The organism is Gudongella ferriphila, assembly GCF_046224405.1.
Taxonomy (GTDB): domain Bacteria; phylum Bacillota; class Clostridia; order Tissierellales; family Tissierellaceae; genus Gudongella.
On record NZ_JBJXRK010000007.1, the window covers coordinates 87,574 to 104,313 of the forward strand.

The window sequence follows — 16,740 nt, forward strand, 5'->3', positions numbered from 1 at the left end:
CTTTGGGAGGATTAGTGATGAAGGATTTTCTTTTGGATCCATTGTTGAATTTAAAGCCATACAATACGCTGCTTGAAGATATTAGAAACCAGACCACGCCCATTTCTACCCATGGACTCATGGAAGAGAATATGGGACATTTTCTGTGTGGTCTAAAGAGCCACACAAAAAGACAAATACTATTTGTCACATACAGCGAAACCAAAGCCAGACAGATACTTGAGGATATCAAGGCTATTCTTCCTGAACAGATTGTAAGGCACTATCCTTCAAAGGACACAATCCTATATGATGTTGATGCGTTCAGCTCGGAAAGAACCCATCAGAGGCTGGAAGTTTTGTCATGTCTTATGGAAGACAGGGACCTGATTGTGGTTGCCTCAGTTGAGGCACTGTCTGACAGGATCATATCCAGAGACTCCTTCCAAAACTACAGATTGATCATCTCCCTGGGCAAGGAGGCAAGTTTGGAGGAACTATCCAAGGGTCTCGTTAGCGCAGGCTATGAACGGGTAAGTCTTGTTGAACAAACCGGTCAGTACAGCATAAGGGGTGGAATTCTAGATGTATTTCCACCCAATTTGGAGCACCCTGTAAGGATTGAATTTTTTGACACTGAAGTGGATTCCATTAGGACCTTTGACCCCAAGGACCAAAGGTCTGTTGATGTTATCGAGCATGTCGAAATATTCCCAGTATCGGAAATAATAATTCCTACTGAAGAAAGTGATAAAATTGCATTGGCTCTTGAAAGGGATCTTGAGCACTTCAGGAAAAAGACTGACGATGACGAGAAGAGATCAAAATCTGATGAGAAGTTCAGGAAGTATCTGGATGCACTTTCCGAAGGCTCCCATATTACAAACAAGGACCTTCTTATTCCATATTTGCCGAAGGAGCTGATGGGAACCCTTGTTGACTTTTTCCAGGACACGTCTCTAGTTGTTTTGGATGAACCTAAAAGATTGAGAGAAAAATATGAGGGCACAATGGAGGAATTCAACGGTCGTACCCTTGACCTGTTTCAAGTGGGGGAGGTCTTGAAGTCACACCTTCAATTGAAGTACCATTACGAGGACCTGATTCATGAGATAAAGGGTAGATCAATAGTTACAAGTGCGTCTTTTCTCAAGCAGGACAATGATTTTCCTCCCAAGGGGATAGTACGATTCACAATGCGCACAATTCCTGTGTACCATGGGAAACTTGAAATCCTAAAGGAAGACCTGGACAGGTACCTGTATAAGGGCTACAAGATAATTGTAATGGCAGGAAACCAGGATAGGGGCAAGCGATTGAAGGATGCTTTAAGGGAAATTGGAATTAATTCAGAGTTCCGGTCCAGCAGAGATGCTTCAATAAAGACCGGTCAGGTGTTTATTGCAGAGGGATCCCTGAAGGCAGGCTTTGAGTATGAGGAGATGAAGCTTGCAGTCATAACCGACAAGGAAATATACGGAGCCGGTAAGAAAAAGGCAAAGAAAAAGTCCAGGAAAATGAAGGATAGCGGTGAAAAGCTTCAATTCTCTGACCTGAACGAGGGTGACTTCATCGTTCATGAAAACTATGGAATCGGACAGTACCTGGGCGTGTCTCAGCTGTCGGTTCAGGGAGTAAAAAAGGACTACCTTCTAATCCAGTACAAGGGCAAGGATAGGTTGTACCTTCCAATAGAGCAGATGTCCATGATTCAGAAGTACATCGGTTCAGATTCAATAAAGCCAAAGATAAACAAGCTTAGCGGAACCGAGTGGGCAAAGACCAAGAGCAGGACTAAAAAGGCAATTGAGGAAATGGCAACAGACCTGCTGCAGCTTTATGCAAATAGGGAAAGGGTTGAGGGCTATCAGTTTTCAGCCGACACCCCCTGGCAGAGAGAATTTGAGGATATGTTCCCCTATGAAGAGACTCAGGGACAGAAAACCTCCATCAAGGACATCAAAAATGACATGGAGAAGAAAAAACCCATGGACAGGCTCCTTTGTGGAGATGTTGGCTACGGCAAGACAGAGGTTGCACTAAGGGCAGCATTTAAGGCCGTAATGGATGGAAAGCAGGTTGCCATACTGGTTCCTACAACGATTCTAGCACAGCAGCACTACAACACAATCATGGAAAGGCTAGGTAGCTTCCCCATGTCCGTGGCAATGCTAAGCAGATTCAGAACCAGGAAGGAGCAGCAGGCCTCACTGGAAATGCTGAGAAAGGGCATGCTTGACATAGTAGTGGGAACACACAGGCTTCTGTCAAAGGATGTCATCTTCAAGGACCTTGGTCTTCTAATTGTGGATGAGGAGCAGAGGTTTGGTGTAAGACACAAGGAAAAGCTAAAGAAGCTCAAGGAAAATGTTGATGTCCTTACACTCACCGCAACTCCAATTCCAAGGACGCTTCACATGTCCCTTGTCAACATACGGGACATGTCTGTAATTGAAGAGCCTCCTGAGGAAAGATATCCAATACAGACCTATGTGACAGAGTATAACAGGACACTTATAAGGGATGCCATACAGCGAGAGATATCGAGAGGTGGGCAGGTCTACTACGTCTATAATCGGGTTGAGACAATTGACAAGATAGCCATGGAGTTGAGAAACCTCGTACCCGAAGGAGAATTCGCGGTTGCCCATGGACAGATGTCGGAACGGGAGCTTGAGCAGGTCATGTTGGATTTTATGAATAAGGAAATCAACATCCTTGTATGTACTACAATCATTGAAACAGGCTTGGATATACCAAATGTAAACACCATAATAATCCATGATGCAGATAAGTTTGGGCTTTCACAGTTATATCAGCTGAGAGGAAGGGTAGGTAGGTCAAACAGACTGGCTTTTGCATATTTTGTATACCAGAAGGACAAGGTCCTTTCAGAGGTTGCAGAAAAAAGACTGCGGGCCATCAAGGAATTCACCGAATTTGGATCGGGCTTTAAAATCGCCATGAGAGACCTTGAAATAAGGGGTGCTGGAAACCTCCTGGGAGTGGAACAGCACGGAAACATCGAATCAATCGGATATGACTTGTATGTGAAGTACCTTGGTCAGGCGGTCAGAAGGCTGAAGGGTGATGTTGTTCAGGAGAAGCTGGACACCACTGTGGATATAAAGGTTGATGGGTACATCTCAGCAAAATATATCCCCGATGAGGATCAGAAGCTTGAAATCTACAAGAGAATCTCAACAATCGAATCAATGGATGACTACAGGGAGCTTATCGACGAGCTTATCGACAGATATGGGGATTTACCAAAGCCCGTTGAAAACCTGATGAATATTTCCTACATTAGAGGGTTGGCAAGCAGAAACCATATAACAAACATAATTCAGATTGATAGAAAGGTTAGGATTGACTATGAAGGGGTGGACCATATCAGGCTAGAGCTTATCCAGCTGCTAACCGAGAAGTATGGACCTGCCGTATCCTTTGACCTTTCAAACCAGCCCAGCATAACAATAGTCATAAAAGGTGACACCATAAACAGACTGAAGGAACTGTTGGAGTCAATTGACAATTTCGCTCAACTGGGTAATAGTGTATAATGTAAATCAACATAAGAGATAGAGAAAGGATGTTTAAATAAGATGACTAGGAACATAAGATATTTGATTATAGCTTTGATAGCTGCCATGGTTCTTTCAGGATGTTCAACTGAACAGGAAGGAATTGTTGCAAAAGTTGACGGACACGAAATAACCCAGGAGGAGTTTGACAAGGATTTCCAGGTTTATAAGGATCTTTATGAGAGACAGCTTGGAGAAGGAGCCCTTGACCAGGAGGGCATCGATGGCAAGACCATGGGGGAAAGCCTGAAAGAAAGCATTTTGGAGAAGTTGATCATGGAACGTTTGATTCAGGATGACAACGAAAGGAAGGGAATAGAGGTTACAGAAGAGGATCTTCAGAAATATATTGATGAGTATAAGGAGTCAATTGGTGGTGAGGAGAGCTATCAACAGTTCCTTCAATCTAACAGCCTTTCTGAGGAATACTTTGTGGACAATATGGGAAAAGAACTCAGAGGCAGGAAGCACAAGGAGGATTTCCTAAGCGGAATATCCATAAGTGAAGAACAGGCCAGAGAGTATTATGAAGAAAACAAGGATAACCTGATTGAAATAAGCGCCAGTCATATCCTGCTGGGAAGTGAGGCTGAAGCCCTCAGCCTGGCAGAGAGATTGGATGCAGGTGAAGATTTTGCACAGCTTGCAACAACCCAATCACTTGATAGTGTGTCAGCTGTTAATGGGGGTAATCTGGGGTACTTTGGGAAGGGTCAGATGATTCCGGAGTTCGAGGAAGTGGCATTTCAATTGGAGGAAGGCCAGATTAGCAACGTTGTGAAAACTGAGGTTGGATACCACATAATCAAGGTTCAGGACAAGAGGGAAAGCTTCGATGACCTGGAGGAGAAGGTAAACTCACTTATCAAGGAGCAGGAATACTTTGAGTATGTTCAATCCCTAAGGGATGATGCAACAATAAGCACCTATCTTGATTGATGGTTTAGAGGTATCAACAATTCTCTGTATAGAGGAAATTACACAGGAGGATAACAGGAATGTCTAAGGGACACAGCTTTTTAAAAGGGGCAGCGATACTTGGAATGGCAGGAGTGCTTGTCAAGATTCTGGGAGCAATATACAGAATCCCCCTTTCCAACATAATAAAATCAGAAGGATTGGGATATTATCAGACGGCATATCCATTTTATGTGCTGCTGCTAACAATTTCCACTGCAGGGGTTCCAGTGGCCATAGCAAAGCTGGTATCGGAGAAACGTGCTAAAGGTGATTTTGCAGGGGCACACAAGGTCTTCAAGGTTGCCCTGGTGGGTCTTGTGGGACTTGGATTTCTGACATCAATGGTCATCGCATTTGGAGCCAGCTACATTGTAAACTACCTGGGAAATGTGAATGCCTACTACGCGCTGGTTGCGCTTGTCCCCGCCCTGTTCTTTGTGCCTATCATGTCGGCCTTCAGGGGATTTTTCCAGGGAAGACAGAGTATGTTTCCAACAGCCCTATCCCAGATAACAGAACAGCTATTCAGGGTTGTAACAGGTCTGGGACTGACATATCTACTTCTGGACAAAGGAATTCCAATAGCTGCAGGTGGAGCATCCTTCGGGGGGTCCATGGGTGCCATTATGGGCCTTGCAATAATTGTTTTCATATACTTTAAGAGAAGAACGGCGATTATGGAAGAAATAGCAGGGAGCACAATCACCAGAGAATATTCAGTTGGAGAGATTGCAAAGGATCTTCTTCTGATAGCCATACCAATAACAATAGGTGCTGCAATAGCACCTATTATGGATACAATTGACGCAGCTCTTGTCCTCAGGAGATTGCAGTCGATAAATTACACAGCAGCTGAGGCAAATGCACTTTATGGAGAGCTTAAGGGTATGGCTCAGACACTTGTGAACCTCCCCCAGGTATTTTCCATAGCAATTTCCATGAGCCTTGTGCCTGCAATATCAAATGCAAGCGCAAGAAAGTCAAGACAGGAGACCAGTGACCTTATATCTAGCGGAATCAGAATGACCCTGCTGATAGGTCTACCTTCGGCAATCGGTCTTTTTGTTCTATCAACGCCAATAGTGGCCCTTTTGTATTACAACAATCCACCGGAAGCCATTGCAAGCGTTGGAAATATTTTGGCATACCTATCACTGGGAGTAATTTTTTTGACTCTTGTCCAGGCGCTAACAGCAATACTGCAGGGACTCGGGAAACCATTTGTTCCAGTGAAGAACCTGTTTATAGGGGCGGTGGCAAAGATTATACTGACATATGTTTTGACGGGAATACCGGCCATAAATGTAAAGGGAGCGGCAATAAGCACCGTGGCAGCCTATGCAATCGCATCAACATTGAATCTGTTGTATGTAATATATGTGGCAAAAGCAAAGCTTAACCTTCGTTCCATACTTATGAAGCCTTTGATTTCGGCAGTTGGAATGGGAATAATTGCAAGGGTTTCATACATGGTCCTTGCAGGACCGATTGGAGGGAGACCTGCCACCCTGGTAGCGGTACTGCTTGGAGTTGTGGCATACGGGGTATTGCTTCTTCTGACAGGAACACTAACAGATGAAGACCTGGATTTGATTCCAAAAGGTGACAAGTTCCGAAAGCTTGTAAAGAGATTTGATAAATGGTCTTAAAGGAGAGTAATATATGAACAAAATATTTGTTATAGGCCTTGGGCCCGGAAATATTGATGACCTGACCCTTGGAGCAATAAGAAGGATGGAAAGCGGGAATCCCAATTTTCTAAGAACTGAAAAACACCCTTCTGTTCAGTACATGAGGGAAAATGAGATAGAATTCACTGCATTTGACCATATTTATGACCAGGAGGATTCCTTCGAAGGTGTCTATGAAAACATTGTTTCGAATCTTCTGGATGCTGCAAGGGAATATGGAGTGATCAACTACTTTGTTCCTGGGAATCCAATGGTTGCCGAGAACACGGTCAGAATGCTCCTTGACCAAGATGAATGTCAAATCCAGATGGTCTCTGGTATGAGCTTCATTGAGCCCTTGCTTGAAATTGCTCATGCTGACCCTGTTGAAGGCCTCAAGGTTCTTGATGGAATAGGTCTTGAAGGCTTCCAGGTGGACATAAACTCCCACCAGATATTTACACAGGTGTACAACAATAGGGTTATGTCTGAGGTAAAATTGGTGCTGATGGATATCTACCCTGATGATTATAGGGTGATCCTGGTTCACAACGGTGGGATGGGAGATAGTGAAATAGTAGAGAGAGTGCCCCTGCACCAGATTGACAGAAGTGAGAATATTGGGCCCCTGACAAGCCTTTTTGTACCACGACTTGATAAGAGCAAGCTGGGAATCCATGACTTCAGCGACATTCAGAGGATCATGAGAAGATTGAGGGCTGAGGACGGATGCCCCTGGGACAGAGACCAGGATCACCTGAGCATAAGAGGAGCAGTTCTTGAGGAAGCCTATGAATTGGTAGAGGCTCTGGAGGAGGATGACCCAGACCATATAGTGGAAGAATTGGGAGATTTACTGCTTCAGGTGGTTTTCCACACTCAAATTGGACATGAGAATGGGGATTTCAACCCGATTCAGGTGACAAGTTCCCTCGCAAACAAGTTAATTACACGACATCCGCACGTTTTTTTTGAAAAAAATGTGGATAATTCTGAGGAAGTAGTATATAATTGGAATAAGATAAAGTATGCAAACAGGAATATTACTACACTTTCAGAGAGGTTAAGGAATATTCCACGTCTGCCGGCACTTTTGAGAAGCTTCAAGGTCCAGGAGAAAGCAGCGGATGTTGGCTTCGACTGGGACGTGGTAGATGGACCATCGGACAAGGTGGCAGAGGAGCTGGCAGAAGTACTTGAAGCCGCTTCGGTACACGGTCCTGGCAGTCTTGCTGTTGAAAGTGAAATGGGAGATTTGTTGTTTGCTGCTGTTAACCTATCCAGATTTCTAGAAGTCAATCCCGAGGTTGCATTGGGTAGAACCATTGAAAAATTCACAAAAAGATTAGAGGAAATGGAGTACATGGCTGATAGAATGGGTATAGTTATGGAAGAAATGACCTTGGAGGAATTGGATAGCCTCTGGGATGAGGTCAAGCTCCATGAAAATGGGGAAGACCAGGACTGATTAAGTTTAGTATTTCTAGAAAATAAAAAACAAGGAGGAATTATTAATGAACAAAGCAGAATTAATTGCAAGCATCGCGGAGAAAAGTAATCTTACCAAGAAGGATGCAGAGGCAGCTTTAAACGCATTCATGGGATCAGTAGAGGAATCATTGGCAGCAGGAAACAAAGTACAATTGGTAGGATTCGGAACTTTCGAGGTTAGAGAAAGAAAAGCCAGAGAAGGTAGAAACCCAAGAAACCCTGAAGAAGTCATTAAAATTCCAGCATCAAAGGCACCTGTATTCAAGGCAGGAAAAGCGCTTAAAGAAAGCGTAAACGTAAAAAAAGGTAAGAAGAAATAAAACAAGCGGGAAATCAGGTCTTTGACCTGATTTTTTTTGTGAGGAGGAGAGAATTCAATGAGGTTGGACAAATATCTGAAGACCGCGAGGATAATAAAGAGAAGAACCATCGCAAAGGAAGCTTGTGACCAGGGGAAGGTCACAATTAACGGCAAGGTTGCAAAGGCTGGGGACAATGTTAGTGTTGGAGACAAGCTTACTCTTAGCTTCGGTAGCGGGCAAATGAACATTGAGGTTCTACAGACTAAGGAAAATGTAAGAAAGGATGAAGCTCATGAGCTTTACAAATCCTTGGACTGATTAAAAGTAGCTTGAAAAATCTTCTAAATAGTGACATAATAAAGGAGTATGGAGGCGTTTGAAAAGGTGGTGCTAATATGTCCGACAAAAGAACAATAAAGAGAAAGGGAATTAGGATTTTCCATGTCCTTCTGATTATTCTTGTTGTTTATGTGGGATTTGTTATGAATCATCAGAGAAAGCTTATGAACAATCTCCAGGATCGAAGGGCTACAGTGGAGACTCAGATAACCAGCCTTGAGAGGGAAATCAAGCTTCTCAATGATGAAATTGGGAAAAGTGGAACCCTTGAATTTATAGAAAAGGTTGCAAGAGATGACCTTGGCATGGTTAAGCCAAGGGAAATTATCTATGTGGACAAAAGCCTGGGAGGAAATGATACACTGGATATTTTTAAGAATGATAACTGATTGACAGGGGTCACCCAGTAATATATACTTGACATATATTAAAAATTTTAAGGAGGAGTAATTTGTCTATGTCCGTTTCAGTTGGAGAGATCGTTGAGGGTACAGTAACAGGAATTACAAATTTTGGAGCTTTTGTGCAATTGCCAGAGGGGAAGAGTGGACTGGTACATATATCAGAGGTATCCCACGACTACGTAGAAAAAGTATCTGATTACCTGAAGAAGGATCAGAAAATAAAAGTGAAGGTTTTATCCATTTCAGCAGACGGGAAAATCAGTCTTTCTGTTAGACAGGCAAAGCCTAAGACAAGTAAGCCAGTGGAAATCGATTGGGCAAAATCGGATGACAGGCAAAAGAACATGTCCTTTGAAGATATGTTGAACAGTTATCTGAAGGATAGCAGCGAAAAGATGGATCAGATCAAAACCAAAGATGGCAGAAAAAGCTCTGGCATGAGAGGCAAAAAAGCCAGTAACAACGATTAATAAAAACCGGGTTTTCCGGTTTTTTCTGTTTTTAGGTTGATGTTTGAACAATTTGGCCATAGGGTGATAATATGATTGAAGCCGTAAGAAGCAATGTTGAAAAGTACAAATTGCTGGAAAATACAGGTACCGTACTGGCAGCCGTTTCCGGGGGACCGGATTCAATGGCAATGCTGTATTGTCTTTACCAGCTCAGGGAAAAGCTTGGATTCAAACTCCTGGTCGCCCATGTAAACCATGGGGTAAGAGGAGACCTGGCCAAGAGAGACCAGGATTTCGTCCAAGAGATTTCACAGGAGCTTGGACTTGACTATTATACCACCAATGTTGATATGGTATCATATGGCAGGGAGCATGGAATGACGGCTGAAGAGGCTGGACGCTTGCTCAGGTATGGCTTTTTCAGGGATGTGCTAAAGAGCCAGGGAGGCGGCAGAATCGCCATTGCCCACAATAAGAACGACCAGGCTGAAACAGTCCTGCACAGGATAATTAGGGGGACAGGTCTTGATGGGATCAGGGCAATGTCCATGATCAGCGGAGACATTATCCGCCCCTTGCTGAACATCTCAAGAGATGAAATAGAAGGATTTATTGAAAAAAACAATATACCTTCTGTTGAGGATCACACAAATCTTCAGACAGTATACACCAGAAACAAGATAAGGTTGGAGCTGTTGCCATATCTAAGGGATAATTTTAATCCCAACATTATAGATTCGCTATACAGGCTCTCAGAAATAGCACAGCTTGATCTGGAGGTACTGGATAATGAGATTGAGAAAAAGTATAATTTATTAGTGAAAAATAGAACAAACAATAGTATAATCTTTAGAGGCGACGAATTCCTCAAAGAAGATGAAGGCTCTGCCAGGAGACTGGTCAGAAGGGCTATTTTGGATTTGATAGGGGATTTGAATGGCTTTGGAGAAGTACACATCCAAAGTGCCACAGGGCTGTTTTCAAGTGGAGAAACAGGTAAATCAGTGGATTTGGGAAGAAATATCGTTGCTGAAGTCTCGTATGACGACCTTATCATTAAGGTTGTTCAGGTGAATGAGATCAAGCTTCAAAGCAGGACTCTGAATCTTGGCAGGAATATTTTACCTGACTGGGGGCTCTTGATTAAAGTTGAGGAGTCGGACAATAGGGTATATAAAACCCATGAATCCATAGTTGCTGTGGACAAGGACAAAATTCACGGTGACATCATTGTAAGGCAAAGGAGAAATGGTGATAGAATAAGACCTTTGGGGATGGATGGAAGCAAGAAGGTCAAGGATCTGTTTATCGACAACAAGATTCCCAGGGAGAAAAGGGAAAAAATTCCCGTATTCGCTGATGAAAAGGGTATAATATGGATTCCAGGGAACGCAGTTGGCAGAGATTACAGGATTGAACCGGATTCCAAGAGGATCCTTGTAATTACCATTGATAGAATTGAAGAGGAAAAGAATTGACTGGGAGGAAAATGATTTGAACAATCCAATTAAGGAGGTTCTTCTTACAGAGGAAGAAATTGATGAGAGAGTTGAAGAGCTGGCAAAGGAAATTTCAGAGGAATACAGAGGGAAGGATTTGCTGGTTGTAGGAATACTTAAGGGTGCTGTCATATTTTTATCTGATCTTGTGAAGAGGCTGGAATTTCCGGTTATGCTTGACTTTATGGCAGTATCAAGCTACGGGAAATCAAGTGTTTCAACCGGTGAGGTTAGGATACTCAAAGACCTTGATTACAGCGTGGAAGGAAAGGATATACTTATTGTAGAGGATATCATCGACACAGGTCTGACCTTGAACTACCTGAAGGATATTTTGGGTAAGAGGGGAGCTAATAGCGTTAAGATATGCACCTTGCTGGACAAGCCGGAAAGAAGGACGATTGGTGTGGACATAGATTTTATGGGATTCGAAATACCTGATGAATTTGTGGTTGGATATGGTTTGGACTACAATGAACAATATAGAAACTATCCTTTCGTGGGAGCCTTGAAGGAAGAGGTATACAAATAATCCATTGATTGATTCGAAGCCTATGCTATGTTATAATCAATGAATATTATCCACTGGAAGAGATGGAGGGAGGACTAGGTTTGAAACGATTTTTTAAGGGCATCAGCATATACCTGTTGATAGTTTTACTTATAATGTTCAGCGTCAGGATGTTTGGGACAGAGGTAGAGCAGGTAACAGAGCTGGATTTCACAGAACTGGTGTCAAGAATTAATGAAGGAAGCATCACAAGAATAACTTCAATCGGCAATACGGTTGAGGGAGAGCTGGAGGATGGAAGGAAATTTTCTGGAATACTCCCTGAGGAAGCCAGACTCACATTCTACCACGACTATGTAAAAGAGTTGGTGGACAATGAGCAGATAACGTACTCTGCTGAACAGGTTCCCGAAACACCTTGGTATATAAATATGTTGCCTACAATTATGATACTGGTAGTATTCGCAGTTTTCTGGTTTGTTTTCATGCAACAATCCCAAGGCGGCGGAGGCGGCGGAAAGGTAATGTCCTTTGGAAAGAGCAAGGCCAAGCTTGTTAAGCTTGAAGAGGGCAAGCTGGTTAGCTTTGACGAGGTTGCTGGCCTAGAGGAAGAGAAGGAGGAGCTGCAGGAAATTGTAGACTTCCTGAGCAATCCTAAGAAATACATCGAAATCGGAGCTAGAATTCCAACAGGAGTCCTGATGGTAGGACCTCCGGGAACAGGTAAAACCTATTTGAGCAAGGCGGTAGCAGGCGAAGCAGGGGTTCCTTTCTTCACAATATCCGGTTCAGACTTCGTAGAAATGTTTGTCGGAGTAGGTGCAAGCCGTGTAAGGGATTTGTTCGAGCAGGCCAAAAAGAATTCACCATGTATAGTGTTTATAGATGAGATCGATGCAGTTGGTCGAAGAAGAGGCGCAGGTCTTGGCGGAGGCCACGACGAGAGGGAGCAGACACTTAACCAGCTTCTTGTAGAGATGGACGGATTTGCAAAGAATGAAGGAATAATTGTAATGGCTGCAACCAATAGGGCGGACATTCTTGACCCCGCACTTTTAAGGCCAGGCAGATTTGACAGAACAATATATGTAGGGCTTCCAGACATCAGGGGAAGAGAAGCTATACTGAAGGTTCATACAAGGAAAAAGCCTCTTGAGGAGGATGTTGACCTGGGTGTAGTTGCAAAAAGAACACCAGGATTCACACCTGCAGACCTTGAGAACCTTGTAAACGAGGCGGCCTTGCTGACAGCCAGGTTCAATCTTAAAAAGATACCAATGCATCTAATTGAAGAGGCATCAATCAAGGTTCAGGCAGGACCAGAGAAGAAGAGTAGAGTCATAAGTCCACATGAAAAGAAGCTTACAGCTTTTCATGAGGCAGGGCATGCTTTGACTGCAAGGCTTTTGCCAGGTAGCGACCCGGTACATCTTGTAACCATAATTCCAAGAGGTATGGCTGGAGGATTCACTGCATATATCCCTGATGAGGATAGAAATTACCTCACCAAGAATCAAATGCAGGACAAGCTGGTAATACTGCTGGGTGGAAGGGTTACAGAAGCACTTGTCCTTGAGGACATTAGTACTGGAGCCCAAAACGACATTGAAAGGGCAACCAAGCTGGCACGTTCAATGGTAACCCATTACGGTATGAGCGAGGTCCTTGGACCAATGACCTATGGTACGGATGAAGAGGAAGTATTTGTTGGAAGAGATCTTAACAGATCCAGGAACTATAGTGAGGATGTAGCCGCAGCTATAGACAAGGAGATGAGAAAGATAATAGATACAGCTTACCACAGGGCAGAGTCATTATTAAAAGAGAATATGGATGTACTTCACAGAATTGCAGAAGCGTTACTTGAAAAAGAAACTATAGATGCAAAGGAGTTTGAGGAGATTTTCCAAGGAAATTAATGCAGGACCCCATTGTTGGGGGCCTGCTTTTCCCATGTCTTGACAAAAAAATGCAATTTTACATGCATTATTCAAAATAATTGAATTTTATATTGCAAAATTGCAATAACTTCTAATATAATAGGGTTTATAGAAGGTACCAATACGAGGAGGTAAAATGATGTACGATGAAAAGAAGCTAGAGCAGATTAAATCGTCTTTTGTGGACTGGGATGAAAACAAAGTCGGAAAGCAGCTTAGCAAGAATCCTGAAAGAAAGGAAACCTTTACAACTGGTTCAGACAAAAAGGTTGAAAGGCTTTACACACCAATTGACACAGCTGAGATGGATTATGAAAGGGATCTTGGATATCCTGGAGAGTATCCGTACACAAGAGGTGTACAGCCAACCATGTACAGAGGAAGATTCTGGACAATGAGACAGTATGCAGGTTTTGCAACTGCAGAGGAGTCCAACAAGAGATACAAGTATCTTCTTGAGCAGGGACAGACTGGACTTAGCGTTGCATTTGACCTTCCAACCCAGATAGGCTATGACTCAGATCATGGGTTATCCGAGGGAGAGGTTGGAAAAGTAGGGGTTGCAATTGATTCCCTGAGGGATATGGAAATTTTGTTTGATGGAATACCATTGGACAAGGTCAGTACGTCTATGACAATAAATGCTCCTGCAAGCGTTTTACTTGCAATGTATATTGCAGTGGCGGAAAAGCAGGGCGTATCTCCAGACCAACTAAGAGGTACCATTCAAAATGACATTCTAAAAGAGTATATTGCAAGAGGAACATATATTTTCCCGGTTGAGGAATCAATGAGGCTTATTACAAACATCTTTGAGTATTGCTCAAAGGAAGTTCCAAAATGGAATACAATAAGCATAAGTGGTTACCACATAAGAGAGGCTGGTTCAACGGCTGCTCAGGAAGTTGCATTCACACTGGCAGATGGTATAGCCTATGTTGATGCTGCAATCAAGGCAGGACTTGATGTTGACGATTTCGCACCTAGACTTTCCTTCTTCTTCAACGCTCACAATGACCTTCTTGAAGAGGTCTCAAAATACAGGGCTGCGAGAAGGCTATGGGCAAGAATCATGAAGGAAAGATTTGGAGCCAAGAAGGAAAAGTCACTTCAGTTGAAGTTCCACACTCAAACTGCGGGATCCACACTTACTGCACAACAGCCTGACAACAACATAGTGAGGGTTGCAATCCAGACCCTGGCGGCAGTTCTTGGAGGAACACAGTCACTTCATACCAACTCAAGGGATGAGGCATTGGCTCTTCCAACAGAGGATTCAGTAAGGATTGCCCTGAGAACACAGCAGATTGTGGCACACGAGTCAGGAGTAACTGAAACGGTTGACCCACTTGCAGGATCATACTATATCGAAAGCCTAACAAACGACATTGAAAAGGAAGCAATGGATTACATTGAAAAGATAGATAATCTTGGCGGTGCACCAAAGGCCATTGAAAAAGGATTTATCCAGAAGGAGATTCAGAATTCTGCCTACAAGTACCAGATGCAGGTTGAAGAGCAGGAAAGAATCGTAGTCGGAGTGAATAAATTCAGAATCGAGGAAAAGGACAAGAAAGAGCTACTAAAGGTAGATCCGCACGTTGAGCTTCTACAGAAGAAGAAGATAGAAAAGCTTAAGAGTACAAGAGATAATGAAAAGGTTGAGGAAGCACTTGAAGTCCTTAAAGCAAAGGCCGAAACAGATGAAAACCTTATGCCGTTCATAATCGACGCAGTCAAGGAATACGCAACATTGGGAGAAGTCTGTGGAGTTCTTAGAGAAGTTTTCGGAGAATATGAACAGTCTGTAATACTATAGTTATGAGGAGGAAATAAAATGGATAAACCCATTAGAGTACTTGTTGCAAAGCCAGGCCTGGATGGTCACGACAGGGGTGCAAAGGTTATAGCCAGAGCCTTAAGAGATGCAGGAATGGAAGTTATTTATACAGGTCTTAGACAGACGCCGGAACAAATAGTTGCTGCAGCTGTTCAGGAGGATGTTGATGTAGTGGCGATGAGCATTCTTTCAGGAGCCCACAACCACCTTTTCCCCAAGGTAGTAAGACTGCTAAGGGAAGAAGGGATCGAGGATGTTCTTGTTCTTGGAGGAGGAGTAATCCCAGAGGATGATATACCTGGACTTGTGGAAGCTGGAGTTGAGGGAATATTTACGCCTGGAACACCAACCAAGGAAGTAATAGCATTCATTAAGGAAAACATTAAGAAGAAATAGGTGGTGTTTTAATTGAATATTGAAGAAAGGCTGCTTAAAGGTGACAAAAGAGCCTGTGCACGCCTTATATCCCTCCTTGAGAACAACGATGAAAAGGCTGTGGATATCATAAAGAGACAGTATCACAAAACCGGTAACGCTTATGTAATTGGAGTTACCGGTTCTCCAGGAAGTGGGAAATCAACACTTACAGACAGACTTACCAAGGAGCTGAGAGCAGAGGGCAAAAAGGTTGGAATCCTTGCAGTTGATCCAACAAGTCCCTTCAGTGGAGGAGCAATCCTGGGAGACAGAATAAGAATGTCTGACCTAGCCCTGGATAAGGATGTTTTCATAAGGAGCATGGGTACAAGAGGATATCTGGGTGGAGTTTCAAAGGCCACCTGGGGAGCGGTAAAGGCACTTGACATATACGGCTGTGACTATATTTTCATAGAGACCGTTGGAGTGGGTCAATCAGAGGTGGATATTGTCAAAATGGCAGACACCGTCCTAATGGTCATGATTCCCAATATGGGAGATGACATACAGGCTATCAAGGCAGGAATAATGGAAATTGCAGATGTTTTTGCCATCAACAAGTCAGACCTTGACGGTGCTGACAAGACAAAGCTTGAAATCGAAATGAATCTTGACCTGAATGAAAAAAGTGACTACAGACCACCGGTTGAAAAGGTATCTGCCATAAAAAACGAGGATATCGACGTTTTGCTTCAAAAGGTAAGAGATCATGAGAACTACCTTAAGGAGACCGGGAAGCTTCATGAAAGAAGAAGAAGGAACCTAAAGGTTGAGATAGTTCAGCTTGTGGAGGAAGAGCTTTTAAAGATGATTATGCAAAAAGCCCTTGAAGGGGACCTTCTTGAGGAGCTATCCCACCAGGTGGAGAAGAGGACCCAGGACCCATACACCGCTAAGGAAAAGATAATTTCCCTTATAAGGGAGTAGAGAAAGAGGAGGAAATTCCGTGGTAACAAAAATTGATCACATTGGAATAGCAGTGAAGAATCTTGACGAAACACTTAAATTCTATGAAGATGTAATGGGAATTAAATGCACAAGCAAGGAAGAGGTAGAGGAGCAAAAGGTTAGAGTTGCATTTTTACCTGTTGGAGATTCAGAGGTGGAGCTTCTTGAATCCACAACTGAGGATGGGCCCATCGCCAGATTCATTGAAAAGAAGGGCGAAGGAATCCAGCACATAGCATTCAAGGTTGACAACATAGAAGAGGCCATAAAGGATCTTCAGGAAAAGGGAGTAAGATTAATTGATGAGAAGCCTAGATACGGAGCAGGCGGAGCTAGAATTGCTTTTCTTCACCCAAAATCAACATCCGGCGTTCTTATAGAAATCAGCGAAAGAGATTAAGTAC

Annotated in this window: 15 protein-coding genes; all 15 read left to right on the forward strand. The window is 43.2% G+C overall.

Annotated features, from left to right (window positions below; genetic code table 11):
• Nucleotides 1-17 precede the first annotated feature (17 nt).
• The 15 genes from mfd to mce all read left to right on the forward strand — a co-directional run bounded on the left by mfd (nucleotide 18) and on the right by mce (nucleotide 16,736).
• Nucleotides 18-3,542, forward strand: a complete 3,525-nt coding sequence (gene mfd / locus ACKVDP_RS06465) for a transcription-repair coupling factor (protein WP_409227997.1) — start codon at nucleotides 18-20, stop codon at nucleotides 3,540-3,542.
• A 42-nt stretch (nucleotides 3,543-3,584) separates the two neighbouring features.
• Nucleotides 3,585-4,502 (forward strand): peptidylprolyl isomerase, encoded by a 918-nt coding sequence (locus tag ACKVDP_RS06470; protein WP_409227998.1) that lies wholly within the window; start codon nucleotides 3,585-3,587, stop codon nucleotides 4,500-4,502.
• Nucleotides 4,503-4,561: 59 nt separating this feature from the next.
• The gene (locus tag ACKVDP_RS06475; protein ID WP_409227999.1) at nucleotides 4,562-6,172 is read left to right on the forward strand and encodes a putative polysaccharide biosynthesis protein; all 1,611 of its coding nucleotides are present in this window, start codon (nucleotides 4,562-4,564) and stop codon (nucleotides 6,170-6,172) included.
• Nucleotides 6,173-6,185: 13 nt separating this feature from the next.
• Nucleotides 6,186-7,661: a bifunctional methyltransferase/pyrophosphohydrolase YabN gene (gene yabN, locus ACKVDP_RS06480; protein ID WP_409228000.1), complete on the forward strand. Its 1,476-nt coding sequence runs from the start codon at nucleotides 6,186-6,188 to the stop codon at nucleotides 7,659-7,661.
• 46 nt (nucleotides 7,662-7,707) lie between these two features.
• Nucleotides 7,708-8,004 (forward strand): HU family DNA-binding protein, encoded by a 297-nt coding sequence (locus tag ACKVDP_RS06485; RefSeq protein WP_409228001.1) that lies wholly within the window; start codon nucleotides 7,708-7,710, stop codon nucleotides 8,002-8,004.
• Between the two features lie 57 nt (nucleotides 8,005-8,061).
• Nucleotides 8,062-8,304 (forward strand): RNA-binding S4 domain-containing protein, encoded by a 243-nt coding sequence (locus tag ACKVDP_RS06490; protein WP_409228002.1) that lies wholly within the window; start codon nucleotides 8,062-8,064, stop codon nucleotides 8,302-8,304.
• 77 nt (nucleotides 8,305-8,381) lie between these two features.
• Nucleotides 8,382-8,714, forward strand: a complete 333-nt coding sequence (locus ACKVDP_RS06495; RefSeq protein ID WP_409228003.1) for an FtsB family cell division protein — start codon at nucleotides 8,382-8,384, stop codon at nucleotides 8,712-8,714.
• A 68-nt stretch (nucleotides 8,715-8,782) separates the two neighbouring features.
• Nucleotides 8,783-9,199: a S1 RNA-binding domain-containing protein gene (locus ACKVDP_RS06500; RefSeq protein ID WP_409228004.1), complete on the forward strand. Its 417-nt coding sequence runs from the start codon at nucleotides 8,783-8,785 to the stop codon at nucleotides 9,197-9,199.
• A 71-nt stretch (nucleotides 9,200-9,270) separates the two neighbouring features.
• A complete protein-coding gene (tilS, locus tag ACKVDP_RS06505; protein ID WP_409228005.1) occupies nucleotides 9,271-10,659 on the forward strand; it encodes a tRNA lysidine(34) synthetase TilS in 1,389 nt (462 codons plus the stop codon).
• A 16-nt stretch (nucleotides 10,660-10,675) separates the two neighbouring features.
• Nucleotides 10,676-11,212, forward strand: coding sequence for a hypoxanthine phosphoribosyltransferase (gene hpt, locus ACKVDP_RS06510; protein WP_409228006.1), 537 nt, complete (start codon nucleotides 10,676-10,678; stop codon nucleotides 11,210-11,212).
• A gap of 80 nt (nucleotides 11,213-11,292) precedes the next feature.
• A complete protein-coding gene (ftsH, locus tag ACKVDP_RS06515) occupies nucleotides 11,293-13,110 on the forward strand; it encodes an ATP-dependent zinc metalloprotease FtsH (RefSeq protein ID WP_409228007.1) in 1,818 nt (605 codons plus the stop codon).
• Between the two features lie 157 nt (nucleotides 13,111-13,267).
• On the forward strand, nucleotides 13,268-14,950 hold the full coding sequence (locus ACKVDP_RS06520; RefSeq protein ID WP_409228008.1) for an acyl-CoA mutase large subunit family protein: 1,683 nt from the start codon (nucleotides 13,268-13,270) through the stop codon (nucleotides 14,948-14,950).
• Nucleotides 14,951-14,968: 18 nt separating this feature from the next.
• Nucleotides 14,969-15,367 (forward strand): cobalamin B12-binding domain-containing protein, encoded by a 399-nt coding sequence (locus tag ACKVDP_RS06525; RefSeq protein WP_409228009.1) that lies wholly within the window; start codon nucleotides 14,969-14,971, stop codon nucleotides 15,365-15,367.
• 12 nt (nucleotides 15,368-15,379) lie between these two features.
• Nucleotides 15,380-16,315, forward strand: coding sequence for a methylmalonyl Co-A mutase-associated GTPase MeaB (gene meaB / locus ACKVDP_RS06530; protein WP_409228010.1), 936 nt, complete (start codon nucleotides 15,380-15,382; stop codon nucleotides 16,313-16,315).
• A 19-nt stretch (nucleotides 16,316-16,334) separates the two neighbouring features.
• Nucleotides 16,335-16,736, forward strand: a complete 402-nt coding sequence (mce, locus tag ACKVDP_RS06535; RefSeq protein WP_409228011.1) for a methylmalonyl-CoA epimerase — start codon at nucleotides 16,335-16,337, stop codon at nucleotides 16,734-16,736.
• The last annotated feature ends 4 nt before the right edge of the window (nucleotides 16,737-16,740 follow it).

Bases quoted from the DNA above. Each gene is read 5' to 3' on its own strand.
- mfd (WP_409227997.1), top strand. From the start codon at position 18: ATGAAGGATTTTCTTTTGGATCCATTGTTGAATTTAAAGCCATACAAT.
- ACKVDP_RS06470 (WP_409227998.1), top strand. From the start codon at position 3,585: ATGACTAGGAACATAAGATATTTGATTATAGCTTTGATAGCTGCCATG.
- ACKVDP_RS06475 (WP_409227999.1), top strand. From the start codon at position 4,562: ATGTCTAAGGGACACAGCTTTTTAAAAGGGGCAGCGATACTTGGAATG.
- yabN (WP_409228000.1), top strand. From the start codon at position 6,186: ATGAACAAAATATTTGTTATAGGCCTTGGGCCCGGAAATATTGATGAC.
- ACKVDP_RS06485 (WP_409228001.1), top strand. From the start codon at position 7,708: ATGAACAAAGCAGAATTAATTGCAAGCATCGCGGAGAAAAGTAATCTT.
- ACKVDP_RS06490 (WP_409228002.1), top strand. From the start codon at position 8,062: ATGAGGTTGGACAAATATCTGAAGACCGCGAGGATAATAAAGAGAAGA.
- ACKVDP_RS06495 (WP_409228003.1), top strand. From the start codon at position 8,382: ATGTCCGACAAAAGAACAATAAAGAGAAAGGGAATTAGGATTTTCCAT.
- ACKVDP_RS06500 (WP_409228004.1), top strand. From the start codon at position 8,783: ATGTCCGTTTCAGTTGGAGAGATCGTTGAGGGTACAGTAACAGGAATT.
- tilS (WP_409228005.1), top strand. From the start codon at position 9,271: ATGATTGAAGCCGTAAGAAGCAATGTTGAAAAGTACAAATTGCTGGAA.
- ACKVDP_RS06520 (WP_409228008.1), top strand. From the start codon at position 13,268: ATGATGTACGATGAAAAGAAGCTAGAGCAGATTAAATCGTCTTTTGTG.
- ACKVDP_RS06525 (WP_409228009.1), top strand. From the start codon at position 14,969: ATGGATAAACCCATTAGAGTACTTGTTGCAAAGCCAGGCCTGGATGGT.